The sequence below is a fragment of the Acinetobacter nematophilus genome (assembly GCF_026344175.1).
Lineage (GTDB): Bacteria > Pseudomonadota > Gammaproteobacteria > Pseudomonadales > Moraxellaceae > Acinetobacter > Acinetobacter nematophilus.
This window is the reverse complement of sequence record NZ_JAPKMY010000003.1, coordinates 214,278-228,117: the sequence shown is the minus strand read 5'-3', so window position 1 is coordinate 228,117 and position 13,840 is coordinate 214,278. Positions and strand designations below refer to the sequence as shown.

General features: G+C 39.5%; 13 protein-coding genes. 7 read left to right on the top strand and 6 right to left on the bottom strand.

Annotated features, from left to right (window positions below; genetic code table 11):
• Positions 1-24: 24 nt before the first annotated feature.
• Both OSH00_RS08120 and aroE read left to right on the top strand, forming a co-directional pair.
• Positions 25-231 carry a hypothetical protein gene (locus OSH00_RS08120; RefSeq protein ID WP_004825243.1) on the top strand — a complete coding sequence of 69 codons (207 nt, stop codon included), beginning with the start codon at positions 25-27 and terminating at the stop codon, positions 229-231.
• Between the two features lie 155 nt (positions 232-386).
• Positions 387-1,175: a shikimate dehydrogenase gene (gene aroE / locus OSH00_RS08115; protein WP_266130013.1), complete on the top strand. Its 789-nt coding sequence runs from the start codon at positions 387-389 to the stop codon at positions 1,173-1,175.
• Between the two features lie 85 nt (positions 1,176-1,260).
• On the opposite strand, the gene OSH00_RS08110 is transcribed toward aroE, so the two are convergent.
• Positions 1,261-3,666: a hypothetical protein gene (locus tag OSH00_RS08110; RefSeq protein ID WP_266130012.1), complete on the bottom strand. Its 2,406-nt coding sequence runs from the start codon at positions 3,664-3,666 to the stop codon at positions 1,261-1,263.
• A 231-nt stretch (positions 3,667-3,897) separates the two neighbouring features.
• Here OSH00_RS08110 and OSH00_RS08105 point away from each other — a divergent pair, with 231 nt between their 5' ends.
• A complete protein-coding gene (locus tag OSH00_RS08105) occupies positions 3,898-5,721 on the top strand; it encodes an acyl-CoA dehydrogenase C-terminal domain-containing protein (protein WP_266130011.1) in 1,824 nt (607 codons plus the stop codon).
• A 277-nt stretch (positions 5,722-5,998) separates the two neighbouring features.
• Here OSH00_RS08105 and OSH00_RS08100 read toward each other — a convergent pair whose 3' ends face one another.
• Positions 5,999-6,121, bottom strand: a complete 123-nt coding sequence (locus tag OSH00_RS08100) for a hypothetical protein (protein ID WP_266130010.1) — start codon at positions 6,119-6,121, stop codon at positions 5,999-6,001.
• Between the two features lie 21 nt (positions 6,122-6,142).
• Positions 6,143-7,063, bottom strand: a complete 921-nt coding sequence (locus tag OSH00_RS08095; protein ID WP_266130009.1) for an alpha/beta hydrolase — start codon at positions 7,061-7,063, stop codon at positions 6,143-6,145.
• A 109-nt stretch (positions 7,064-7,172) separates the two neighbouring features.
• On the opposite strand from OSH00_RS08095, the gene OSH00_RS08090 reads away from it, so the two are divergent.
• Positions 7,173-8,060, top strand: a complete 888-nt coding sequence (locus OSH00_RS08090) for a LysR family transcriptional regulator (protein ID WP_266130008.1) — start codon at positions 7,173-7,175, stop codon at positions 8,058-8,060.
• Between the two features lie 71 nt (positions 8,061-8,131).
• Here the strand turns inward: OSH00_RS08090 and OSH00_RS08085 are convergent, their stop codons facing one another.
• Both OSH00_RS08085 and hemW read right to left on the bottom strand, forming a co-directional pair.
• Complete coding sequence (locus tag OSH00_RS08085; RefSeq protein WP_266130007.1) at positions 8,132-8,620, bottom strand: hypothetical protein; 489 nt, start codon at positions 8,618-8,620, stop codon at positions 8,132-8,134.
• Positions 8,621-8,712: 92 nt separating this feature from the next.
• A complete protein-coding gene (gene hemW, locus OSH00_RS08080) occupies positions 8,713-9,909 on the bottom strand; it encodes a radical SAM family heme chaperone HemW (protein WP_420909510.1) in 1,197 nt (398 codons plus the stop codon).
• A 78-nt stretch (positions 9,910-9,987) separates the two neighbouring features.
• Here hemW and OSH00_RS08075 point away from each other — a divergent pair, with 78 nt between their 5' ends.
• Positions 9,988-10,449, top strand: a complete 462-nt coding sequence (locus OSH00_RS08075; RefSeq protein ID WP_046760855.1) for a DMT family transporter — start codon at positions 9,988-9,990, stop codon at positions 10,447-10,449.
• A gap of 41 nt (positions 10,450-10,490) precedes the next feature.
• A complete protein-coding gene (locus OSH00_RS08070; protein ID WP_338150153.1) occupies positions 10,491-11,849 on the top strand; it encodes an MATE family efflux transporter in 1,359 nt (452 codons plus the stop codon).
• Between the two features lie 159 nt (positions 11,850-12,008).
• Here the strand turns inward: OSH00_RS08070 and OSH00_RS08065 are convergent, their stop codons facing one another.
• Entirely contained in the window at positions 12,009-12,224 is a 216-nt protein-coding gene (locus OSH00_RS08065; protein ID WP_266130006.1) for a DUF1737 domain-containing protein, read from the bottom strand.
• Between the two features lie 199 nt (positions 12,225-12,423).
• Between OSH00_RS08065 and OSH00_RS08060 the strand changes: the two genes are divergently transcribed.
• Positions 12,424-13,722 carry an ABC1 kinase family protein gene (locus OSH00_RS08060; protein ID WP_266130005.1) on the top strand — a complete coding sequence of 433 codons (1,299 nt, stop codon included), beginning with the start codon at positions 12,424-12,426 and terminating at the stop codon, positions 13,720-13,722.
• Positions 13,723-13,840 lie beyond the last annotated feature (118 nt).

Below are 13,840 nucleotides of genomic sequence, written 5' to 3'. Positions count from 1 at the left end.
TAGCAGTTAACGCGAGAGGTTGATATGAGGAATTTATTAGAAAATCATAAACTTACACTTTCAGTAGGCATTCTGTTTTTACTGGTGTGCTCAGTTTCAACCACCATCATCTCTACCAATGATTTATCAGATAGCATTTCAATTACCTCCAGTGTTGTTTTATCGATTGGTTTCGTTGTGGTTTTTGCAATGATTTTTCTCGACTTTTTAGAGTCAGTATGTAATCCATAATTCAAAAATAATTTCTTTTTTCTTAAACATCAAAAATCAGAAGATAAATATTTAATCCAAAAGTACACCAAGATACTTTTTGTTGTCTTCAACATTTTCCCGTATATTGTTGCCACGCCTTAAAAATCAATATTCTCAATACTTGGACATTGGACATGAGCAAACAATTCGCAGTCATTGGAAATCCGATTGAACATTCTCGTTCTCCTGAATTACATCATGCTTTTGCAAAGCAAACAGGTATTGATCTGAATTACAGCAAACGTCTTGCTCCACTGGATGGTTTTGAGAACAGTGTGCATGAGTTCTTTTCCCAAAATGGTGTAGGAATGAATGTGACCGTTCCTTTTAAAGAACAGGCCTTCGCCTTGTGCACGCAGCTCACTGAACGCGCAAAAATCGCCAAAGCTGTAAATACTTTATGGATGGAAAATGGTGAGTTACATGGAGACAATACCGATGGTCAAGGTCTGGTTGACGCCATTAAAGCTTTGGATTGGAAATTAACAGACACAGATATACTGATTATTGGTGCAGGTGGTGCAACTCGAGGTGTCATCTACCCCTTGGTGAAAGCCGGTGTAAAAAAAATCGTGATCGCCAACCGTACACTTGCTCGTGCCGAGCAATTGGTTGCCGACTTGACAGACAGCGTGCCTGAAGCACAATTGATGGCCTGTAACCTCACAGCATTACAGGGGCAGTTTGATATTGTCATCAATGCCACATCAGCAAGTCTAAGTGGTGATGCCCTTATACTCCCTGCAACATTAACATTTGATCATGCATATGAAATGGCATATGGCAAAGCATCCAGCTTTATAGAACAGGCCAAAGCACGTCAAGTTCCAACCTCAGAGGGTTTCGGCATGCTGGTTGGACAAGCAATAGAGGCATTTTATATCTGGAATGGCATTCGCCCCAATCTAAAAGATTTTCTCTAGATGGCTACAGATGGGCAGAATATTTATCTGGTCGACAAAAAAAGAACCCCTATTGAGGTTCTTTTTTTGTCGCTATGCAGATGAATTACTTTAATTTAGCATCACTCAATGCCTGATAGGCTTGCTTAAATAAGTCATAGTCAATAAATTCCGTAGAATCAGCATTTAATGTTGATACGACTTGATCACTAAACTTATTATTTTTAAATGCAACATACGACTTTGCTAAAACTTTTGCTGTTTTTACAAATTCTCCACGCTGAGACTTTTCAATCTCATTTTCGGCTTCAAACTTCTGCATGTAATATTGCACAAACACAGCTTCAGTCGTTTTATATTTTTTAACCAAACCCTGCACCTCCAAAGTACTCTGTTTGGCTTTCCAAATCTTAGCAACAATCTCATCAACATCATTTCCAAGTTCATCATCGTACTGATGATCGTCTTCTAAGTGATGCTTTTTCTGTAGGGCTTGGATGTGTTTTAAAGCCTGACCTTTCGGATTGTAGATTTCTTCATCTGAATAGGCATATGCATAAATCGCAGCAATTTCTTGTAAGTCTTGGGCAGAATACTGTTTGATCAATTCAGGTTTTTGCGCAGTCAATTTTGCAATAAATACTGCCTTATAGGTTTTTTCATAAGATCCCGTTTGCGCAAATACTTGTTCAGCCAACAGCGCTAAACGCTCATCTAAACTTAGGTATTTTTGCTCATCGCTGCGTTCTGAACCCGATATGCCACCCACCGCTTGTTCCATGATGCTGCCTTTAAAGATCTCTTTAAAAGGTTTCGCCTGCTTGAGAACACTCTGGTCAATTTTGCTTGCATTGCCATAATTGAGGAATTGCATATCCATTTTAATGTTTAACTTACGATTTAAAGTTTCTAAATCCAAGCCCATATCATAATCAGCTTTAACTGCTCGTCCTTTATTGTCCAATGACAAGTCGACGATCAGTGGATTACGCTTGTTTGGAGCTGGTAAACTGCTTTCAATCTCAGTGAGATGTTGATTCCACAACTGTTTAAATTGCTGCGCATCTACCAACTGATCTTTGGCATAGCTATTGAATGTGCTGACCAATGTCGTCTTATTTTTTTCTCTTAACGCACTCTCTGATGAAGATTCTTTTTGTTGCTCGCCTTTCAAGACGTCTATTTCATAATGATATTGACAATATTCCACATCACCAAACCGAGGATTTGCTTTGGCTTTGGTCAAATCTTCACATTGCTGCTCAGTTAAGATTTTTGTTGTATTGCTGTCTGCTGCAGCCTCAACATCATCATATTCAGAGTCACGTTCTTGATCTTGAGCAGCTGTAGCATAATCTTCATTATCTTCGACAGCCTCACTTGCGGCTTGTTCTACCTCATAAGCTGCTGGTGTTGCATCCCCAGCTTCCACCTCTTCCTCCAAGTCTTCATGTGACTTACGATTGACGGCATTGTAAAGTTGATACATTGCACTGGATGCATCACTGGCGCTATCATCACTTGATGTAATTCCAGATGCTGCTTCCTCAGCAGCTTTCGTTGCTTCTTGTGCTGCTTGATAAGCCTCATCGCTTGTCTGATCTTCTCCACCAGATCCTAAAATTTTTTCCATATTGGACTGACTCAATCCCAGTACAGAATTCATCAGATATTGGCGGTTCACTGTAGAATACAATTGACCTTGTAAAAACATTTCTTCAATGGTCGTGTTTAAACGAATTTTTTCAACGATTCCTGCTTGTTTTTCCGCTGAACTCACCGCAAGATTTTCAATTTGATGAGGTGAAGCAATTAAATATGAAGTTGCACCCGATTGTTTCAACAACTCAACCAATGCCTTGCCATTCACCTTGCGAATATCGTCTTTATATTTTGAAAAATCATAATACGCATATTTATCTTGATCTTGAGAATTAGCCAAATAAGGCATGATCGAAAAAATATGGGTATAGAATTTATAATCATTCATATCCAAAACTGTAGGAATACGCATTTCCACAGACAAGTTTGGCTTTTTGTATCGAGTTTCCAAATTGAACGATGCCATTTTTTGACGATAATTCACGGTTCCGTCATATTGAACTTGCAAATCATTGACAATATTTTGCACAACATCTGCACCCATGCCGACAAAACGACTGATGTAATTTGAATCCTGTTTCGCAATCGCCTGATAAAGTTCTTTTTTCTGGGTATCCGTCAGTTTAATCTTTTGATCTTTTAAATACTGATTGACCTTTTTTTCAATTGCAGGATCTAGTTGTTTTGAATCCGTGCTCTTTATATTGTGATCTTTCTGTGGACGATCTAAATGAACTTGGAATTGTCCACGATAATCAAAATTAGGATATTCATACAGCGCATTAAACCCTTGAATTGCACGTTGAGGAGCGTCTTGATCTGCGTTTAAAGCATTACTTTTAATCACATGTGTGGAACATGCAGACAAACTCAAACCCAAAAGACACAATGTTAATTTTTTTAAATGCATGAGAGATTTACTCACTTGAATATTATAAAGACACTAAAATAGCAATGAAACTACAAAAACAAACTGTTTAATGCTATCAAAAAAGCAACAGATTAGCATGTACTTTTTCTACCAAATTCGCATTTCTGACAATTCTTTTAGGGAGTTTTATCAATGTATTTCTCATATGATTATGAATAATGAAACTATCGATTGAAGATCCAAAACTATTTTTAAATTAGGATTAAATACATGCCAGCATATAAAGCGCCGCTCCGTGATATTCGTTTTTTAATTAACGAAGTTTTTGACTATTCAGCACACTATAAAACTCTGTCTATTGGCGAAAATGCCGATGCAGACACCATTGATATGATTTTGGAAGGTGCAGCAGATTTTTGTGAAAATGTACTTTCTCCACTGAACCAATCAGGTGATGAAGAAGGCTGTCATTTTAAAGATGGTGAAGTAACAACGCCAAAAGGCTTTAAAGAAGCTTATGATCAATTCGTTCAGGGTGGTTGGCAAGGTTTGTCCTACCCAGAAGAATTTGGTGGTCAAGGCCTACCGATGTCTTTAAATCTGATCAAATCAGAAATGATGGGAACTGCAAACTGGTCATTCACCATGTACCCAGGTTTAAGTATGGGCTGTATGAACACCATTATGCAGTTTGGTACAGATGAACAAAAAGCAACCTACATGCCACACCTTACTGCTGGAACTTGGTCAGGTACAATGTGTTTGACTGAACCTCAATGTGGTACCGACTTAGGACAAGTTAAAACCAAAGCGGAGCCTAAAGAAGATGGTACCTATGCCATCACTGGTACAAAAATTTTCATTTCTGCGGGTGAACATGATTTAACTGAAAATATCATTCATATCGTTTTGGCTCGCCTACCGGATGCACCTGCAGGTACCAAAGGCATTTCATTATTTATCGTTCCTAAATTTATCCCAACTGCTGATGGCGGTGTGGGTGAGCGCAACCCTGTGACATGTGGTTCAATCGAACACAAAATGGGGATTCGTGCTTCAGCAACAGCTGTGTTGAACTTTGATGCAGCAACAGGCTATCTGATTGGTGAGGTCAACAAAGGCTTACATGCCATGTTTACCTTTATGAACACTGCACGTATCGGCACTGCGGTTCAAGGTCTTGCACATGCTGAGTTAGCATTCCAAGGTGCGCTGCCTTATGCCAAAGATCGTATGTCTATGCGTGCGCTATCAGGTAAAAAAGATCCAGAGAAAGTTGCAGATGCCATTATTCACCACGCTGACGTTCGTCGTATGCTGTTGACCCAAAAGGCAATTGCTGAGGGTGGTCGTTCAATGATTTATCATGCCGCTCAACTTGCTGATAAAATGACTGATGCTTTGGCTCAAGGCGATCAAGCGAAATTTGATGAGTATGACGATAAACTTGGTTTCTACACCCCGATTCTCAAAGGTTTCTTAACAGAAATGGGCTTGGAAGCTTCAAATCATGGCATGCAGGTTTTTGGTGGTCATGGTTATATCAAAGAACATGGCATGGAACAAATTGCACGTGATGCACGTATTTCAACCTTGTATGAAGGTACAACGGGCGTACAGGCACTTGATTTGATCGGGCGTAAAGTTCTACTTTCTTCTAAAGGTAAAGTCGTTCGTGAATACACTGCGGAGATCTTAAAATTCTGTGGTCAACATGCACGTAACAAATACATGCGGCGCTTTGCATGGGATTTAACCAAAATCTGTGCGCAGTGGAATGCTTTAACTGTACGCATCATGCTTGCAGCGCGTAAAGACCGTGACATCGTATCCTCTGCTTCTGTAGATTTCTTGATGTTCTCCGGCTATGCAATGATGGCTTATTACTGGGCTCAACAAGCAGCCGTCGCTTCTGAAAAACTGGCGTCAGGAAATGGTGCTGAAGTTCCAGAGTTCTATAAAGCAAAAATCAAAGTTGCTGATTTCTACTTCGAACAGTTGTTACCGCGCGCACAAGGTCATGCTGAGTCGATGGTCAATCCATCTAAGACCATGATGTCACTTGAAGCGGAACATTTTAGTTTTGATTACTGAGATGCTGTAACAACCAATCACAGATAGACTGATAAAAAAGAGCGCCCAGGCGCTCTTTTTTATCGCGAATCACACTCAATGAGCGTTAAAGAACTGACTGAATTGATGTATTACTTCAACTGCACTCGCAGCACGATTTACCAAATCTTCTAGCATCCATTGACTACCTGCAATAGCCTGCAAAGAATGAGTGAAAAATACTTCTGCTTTTTAACAAGCTCACAAAGCCCTGCTGTGCAAGCTCTGAAGCGTATGCAATTGTAGTTTTTACAGCATCTCAAGAATGAACAATGGCGATTGTTGGATATTGATCGTTTTCATCAACTTTTTCAGGATAATGAATATTTGCAGCAATGATCGTATCCTCAGCATTGTGTTTGATGAAGCTGACTGTTTTCAATGTATTTTCTCAATATTTCAGTTAAAGATGTGTCTGATAGAAAGGAATCAATTTCGCCAATGCCTGCGCCACAGGTTCTGGTTTGTCATACAGATCATAATGAGACCACCCTTCAACAATCAGCAACTCTTTTTGTCTAGACGCTGCACGACCATAAATCTCTAAACTGTCACGGTATGCTCCAAACCCTCCCACTTTATCACCTGCAATCAATAAAAGCGGTTGTGTCAACAATACCTCAGCCAAATGGAAGGCATCCCAACCTATTGAAACTGCTGAATGCGAAAATAAAGCTTTAGACTCTCCACGAAGATGTTGACCGCGTTGTGTCTTGTAATATTCGGTTGCTTCCAACACATCAATATCCGTTAAACCTGCAGATTCTGCTTCGGCGACAGAATTAGGCAATAAACTATCCACCCGTTTGGCTCCACCACGTGCTTCTGCTGTGCGTTGCTTGGCAATCATTTCTAACTTTTCGAGTGGATTCCATTGACTGAAGCCTTCTCGAGATAAACGACCGAAATTCACCGCATCTACAGTCGCAACGGCCTTAATACGTTTTTCAGTCATTGCGACATTCAAAGCATAGCCACCTCCGCCGCAAATTCCTAAAACACCGATTCTATTTTCATCGACATACTCCAAGGTCACCAAATAATCTATAACCAGTCGAAAATCTTCAACACGTAATGCAGGATTCTCAATTGAACGCGGTTCCCCTCCGCTTTCACCTTGAAAACTGGCATCGAAGGCGATCACAATGAATCCGGCTTTTGCTATTGCCTCTCCATACACCTGACCGGACGTTTGTTCTTTGCAACTTCCGATCGGGTGTCCACTGATGATTGCAGGGTATGTTTGTGCTGGATTAAAATTTTCTGGGAAATATATATTTGCAGCAATTTCCCAATAAGGTGCTTTGATTTTTACATTTTTCATTGTAGGACCTCATTTATCCTTGATTTCAATGAGAATCATCTTAACAAAGGTATGTTACCCTGATTAGATGCTATAATCAGATTGAAGCCATTAGTATTTCTTATGAATAATGAAAATAAACTTAAATGATCTCTGCACATTTACTGCGGTCATTCACAATAAAAATTTCACTAAAACAGCAGCTCAGCTGGGGGTTACACAGTCTGCGGTCAGTCAAAGTATTTGTCATTTAGAAGAACAGATTGGATTAAAACTGTTTAATCGTACCACTCGAAGTTTAACCGTAACTGATGCTGGCCAACGCTTATTTGAACTGGTTGGAAAAAATATAGAAGAAATCAATTTAGGTTTAGAGCTGCTCAGTTCAATGCACAACAAACCTGTTGGAAAAGTCAAAATCTCTGCTGATGACTATGCCATCAAATATCATCTATGGCCAAAACTTCAAAATGCACTCAAAGATTATCCAGACATTCAAATCGAGCTAATCTCCGAAAATAGACGTATTGATATTGCTAAAGAAGGTTATGATGCAGGTGTTCGGCTTGGCAATTTAATCGAAAAAGATATGGTGGCAATTCCAATCAGTTCCAGTATCAAAATGTGCCTAGTCGCTTCACCAGATTATATTTCAAAATATGGCAGACCTGTGTCAATTCACGATCTAAAACAACATATTTGCCTTCATGTTCGAATATTGACAGATCATTCACTTTTATCATGGACTTTTGTGGAAAACGGACAATCCTTAAGCTTCAAAGGTGAAGGTCAATTGATATTTACCAATGTCGATCAAATTTTAGAAGCAACTTTATGCGGCTATGGAATTTCTTATATTCCTCAAAATCTTGCAATGCCTCATATCAATCAGGGCAAGCTCAGTGAAATTCTCCCTGAATATGCAATTACCCATCCGCCATTTTATTTATTTTATACCAGCAGAAAACATATTTCCCCTGCATTTTCAATTATTAAAGACGTACTCAAACAATCCTGATAATAGCAATAGCCAGATTTTTTCAAGCAAGCGATGGTTATTGAAATTAATTGAATAAAAGTCTGTTGATTTTACTGCTGAGTTTTAACTGCCGGTCGAACCATGGTTTTTATCAGCCTCAAGCGGTTCTTTTCGAGCACATAAAAACGAGTAGTGACCTGATCAACCTCGTAGTTTTGATCCATATGTTCTTCTTGCGTGACCAACAAACGACTATTCACACGTGTTGCTACGACATCTTCTGTGCGTGCCTCTCCCCCAAAACCATCAGCTAAAAGTTGCCCTGTACGCTTATTGACGAAAGAATACATTCTACAACTTGCACCACATCCCCACATGGTTGTGACATATTCACCAGCAAAATCCGGTTTTTCTTTTAATGCATCTCGAAGTCGGGTACGAAACATATTGGCACTCGGATCAGAAATATCCAGTTGAGCTGTCTTGCCCTTATATACCGATTTCACAGGATAATCACTAAACTGGGGAACCGTATTTTTCGCGTGAGCAATTGGGATAGCTATCAAGGCAGAAAACAGAATGATGAGATATTTATTCATTGTTATGACCCGAGGATTTAAAATATTTATTTTCAGCCACATCATAACAAAACTGGATATCTCATGCTGTTTATTTTAATCAATCCGCATATTTATAAAAATACCTCTAAAACAGAGTTTAAAAATATATGTCCTTGTGCTGTACAGGACAAGCGTGCTGCATCATTGACCATTAAATGACGCTGTTTTAATGGGCTGATTCGCTCATTTAAATCCACAAGATTCAAGCCTGTACGTTCTGAATAAAGTTGAGCATTCACCCCCTCATTCAAACGCAAAGCATTCATCATAAATTCAAAAGGCATCTCCACATCTTCAATACGTTTAAACTGCAAATGTTCAGCAGGCACTTTTGCTAAATAGTCTTTGGGCAAACGGGTCTTTTGAAAACGATATACACCATCGGTCTGGGTCACCTTACCATGTGCGCCTGCACCAATGGCTAGATAATCTCCGAACTGCCAGTAATTTAAGTTATGCGTTGATGGTTGTTCTTTGCGCCAGGCGGATACTTCATAATTGATAAAACCCTGTTCTTTTAAATATTGTTCCCCCTGTTCCTGAATTTCCTCAAGAACATCATCCACAGGTAAGACCGGTTGAGTGCGAAAAAAAACAGTATTGGGTTCAATGGTCAATTGATACCATGAAATATGTGTCGCACCATTTTCAACAGCCAGTTTTAAGTCGTATAATGCCTGTTCCAAGGTCTGTTCTGGTAATCCATGCATCAAGTCAACATTGACGCGTTGAAAGCCTGCTTCTCTTGCATTTCGAATCGCGAATACAGCATCATCATTGGAATGAATACGACCCAATTTTTTTAAATGTTCAGTATTAAAACTCTGCACGCCGATTGATAGTCGGTTAATACCTGCCGCTAGATAGCCTGCAAAAGGATCATGCTCAACCGTTCCCGGATTCGCTTCTAAAGTAATTTCACAATCCAGTTCAAACGGCAGTAATGCTTTTAACTGTGAGAATAACCATTGATAACCTTGGGCTGAAATCAGTGACGGCGTCCCTCCACCAATAAATACACTATGAATTTCTCGCCCTTGGGCAAATTCAATTTGCGTTTTGAAGTCTTCAACCAATGCCTGTAGATATTGTTGTTCTAAATCTAAAGACAATTTTCCATCGGGTACAGCATGCGAATTAAAATCACAATACGGACACTTACGCACACACCACGGCATATGAATATAAAGGGATAATGGAATATTTTGAGGGATTAAAGCAGTCAAAGAAAAGCTCAAAGCAAGTAAGAGAATGGTTAATTTTAACATGACTTCTCGCTTCTGATTAGAACAAGTCATCAAATTGCTTTAGACTGGATATGCGTAATAAAAAGTAGATGAAGAAGAATGATGAAATTATCCAGTCAATTGTTGTTTCTTTTACCACTGACTATGGGCATTGGTATTGCGATGGCTTTCCAGACTGCCATTAATACACAGCTGCGTGAATATCTCTACTCCCCCTTACAAGCAGCTCTTTTATCTTTTTTGGTGGGTACACTATTGCTCGTAGTTTTGGTAATCTTCCAGTCTGAACAAAAACCAACCCTCCACAGTTTAGCTGTGATTCCTTGGTATCTTTGGCTAGGTGGTTGTCTTGGGGTTTATGCCATCAGTATCAGCATTTATACTGCACCAAAACTTGGCTTTTTAACGCTGTCAGGCTTAATTATTTTTGGACAAATAGCCACATCGATGATCATTGATCACTTTGGTGTATTGGGTACAGATAAGGTGCCAGTCAACTGGCAACGTCTTTTAGGTGGCGTGGTGATTTTTATAGGTGTGCTTCTCACTCTACAACGCTAACCAATTTATTTTTCTAAGCACCTTTAAAACGAGTATTTCCAGTGTCTGTATCAGTAAAAGCCACGACTACCCGCTTTGAATTAAAGCAACTGTTTCATTTGATGCTCCCGATTTTAATCACTCAATTTGCTGCGGCAGGTTTTGGATTAATTGATACGATCATGGCTGGGCATATGTCTGCCGAAGATCTTGCCGCAATTGCCGTGGGCGTCGGTTTATGGATTCCAGTGATGCTGCTGTTCAGCGGAATCATGATTGCAACGACACCTTTGGTGGCTGAAGCCAATGGCGCACGTACACCTGAAAAAATACCGTCTATCGTACGCCAATCGTTATGGGTTGCCTTCTTACTGGGATTAATCGGAATGATGGTTTTACAAATCATTCCATTGTTATTGCCACTCGTCGGTGTTCCAGAGTCACTGCTGCCTAAAGCCAGTCTGTTTCTTCATGCAATTGCTTTCGGTATGCCAGCATTTACCATGTATTCGACATTACGGGGTTATTCCGAAGCCTTGGGCTACCCCCGCCCTGTCACCGTGATCAGCCTTGTCGCATTGGTCGTACAAATCCCACTCAACTTTATTTTTATGTACGGTATTGGTCCTATTCCCCACTTGGGTAGTGCAGGTTGTGGTTTCGCCACAGCATTACTGCAATGGCTCATGTTCATTACAATCAGTACTTATATTTTTAAAGCAAAACGCTATCAGGCGACTCAACCCTTAAATAAATTTGAGAAAGTGGACAGTGTACTCATCAAGCGTATTCTCAAACTGGGTTTACCGATTGGCTTAGCGATTTTCTTCGAAGTCAGTATTTTTAGTACGGGTGCAATTGTACTCAGCCCTTTGGGTGAGATTACTGTTGCTGCACATCAAATCGCCTTATCGGTCACTTCTCAACTGTTTATGATCCCAATGTCACTCGCTTTGGCGTTGACGATACGCACAGGAACTTATTATGGTGAAAAGAATTGGTTTGCCATGCGTAAAGTACAAAAAGTTGGTTTGATGACCAGTACCCTATTTGCCTGTACAACTATGCTGTTGCTCTTGGTATTACGTCCAGAAATCGTTTCTGTTTATACTCGTGATTATGATGTATCTCAAGCTGCGATCTATTTAATTTTATTTGCAATCGCTTACCAACTTATGGATGCTTGGCAAGTCAGTGCTGCGGGATGTTTACGTGGTATGCAAGATACCAAAGGTCCCATGTGGATCACGATGCTGGCTTATTGGATCATCGCCTTCCCGATTGGAATCTATTTGGCACGTTATACCGATATGGGTGCTGCAGGTGTATGGACAGGTCTGATTATTGGATTAACAGTTGCTTGCATCTTGTTACTTATGCGCTTATATACCAATAACAAACGCTTGGCACAAAACTCATGATTAAATTTTTAAATAATGCTGTTGCTTTAACGGCATTATTTTTCTAAGAAAAGTAAAATCAAACTGATCTTTATACTCTGCACCATACATCAGCTGTCTCAATAATCAGACACTTTGAACAGATAACACAATGTTTATCAGGAATGTATATTTACCTATTTATTCAGATTGTAGTTGATATGCATGTTGAAATTTCTCAGACATCTTTGATACATCTGCAACTTCCTTGACGATGGCTTGCCCAACAATGACATCAGTACCGTTAAACGTCATGGTTGGAGCACCATACAGTGCATAACCCTCATTGAGTGCTTTACTCACCCTTGCACAGAAATGAACATCATCTTTGCCGGTTAAATATCGATAAACTTTCATTCAGTTACAACTATATAAATAGATGAAAACATTTTAATCCAAAATACACAAAAACAGGCTTATACTGTCCAACGTATTTAAATATCGAAAAAATCAAAGTATAAACAAATACTTAACAAATTAGAGTAGGCAGCTTAACAATAGTCGCCTATGATCAAAATAAATCAAACATCTAATCTAAACTGAAGGATGATTACGAATGTCGAAAAGTACCAGTACACCCGGTCGCCGCTTTATGAAACTTGCCAGCATGACTGCAAGTATTGCGACAAAAACGGTATCGAATTCAATTCGTAACTTCAATGCAGATGAAGATCAAAAAAATGAAGCGCGCAGCAAGCTATTTCAAGATATTGGCATACAAATCGCAGATACCTTAGGTGAAATGAAAGGTGCCGTGATGAAAGTCGGGCAAATCGCCTCTCAATACAAAGATATTTTCCCACCTGAAGTTGCACGCGCGATTGCTAAACTGCAACGCCAGGCACCTGCGATGCCCTTTATTGAAATTAAACAACAAGTAGAAAAAGAACTCGGTAAACCCATTGACCAAGCATTTTTGTATTTTGATGAACAGCCTTTTGCCGCAGCTTCAATTGGTCAGGTTCATAAGGCAACAATGAAAAATGGCACCGAAGTGGTGGTCAAAGTTCAATATCCTGGAGTAGATGAAGCCTGTGAAAGTGATTTAAAACAAGTCCGGCTTGCCTTGCGTCTTATGGGCGTATTGAAAGTGGATAAAAAATTACAAGATCGTCTTTTTAAAGAAATTCAGGACAGTTTGCATGAAGAATTGAATTACGAAATTGAGGCTCAAAACCTCCAAGTGTTTAGAACTTTTCATCAGGCCTTGGATACAAAAATTATTATTCCCAAAGTTTTCAATGAATATTCAAGCCGACGTATCTTAACCTTGAGTCTAGAAAAAGGTGAAAGTATCGAAACAGCCAGCACTTGGGACTTAGATATTCGAAATGAAATTGGGCGACGTTTAATTTTGGCACTTGGTCAACAGATCTTTTTCTTGAAACGTTTTCATTGCGACCCACATCCTGGAAACTTTGCTTTCCGTGAAGATGGGAGTGTGATTATTTATGATTTTGGAGGGGTAAAAACCTTATCCAATGAAATTATCACCCATTTTAAAGCCTTAGTCAGAGCTGCAAGAAAGCAAGATATCACCGCAATAGAGCAGCATTTAACTGATTTAGATGCATTGGCTGAAACAGGCAAATTCCCTGAAGAACTTTATAAAGCATGGCTGGAAGTTTTATTACGCCCACTTACGACACATTATGATTTCGCTGAAAACTCAGCCCACCATGATGGAATCAAGCTGGTGAAAAAATCATTGAAATATTGGGATGTATTTAAGCCTTCCCCAGATACTTTAATGGTAAATCGTACCATTTCAGGACAATATTGGAATCTGATTCAACTGAAGGTTCATGATAATTTAAACGATCTTTTCGAAGAACTGGTTCCACTGCAAGATTGAGAAGATGTAGACATTAAAATTGTGGAATTAAAAAATGATGAAAGCGTAAATTCCAAAAGCTGATCATTTAAGCTCAAGATGCGGAGGATCAACATCATAATGATCAGCGTCTAGATGG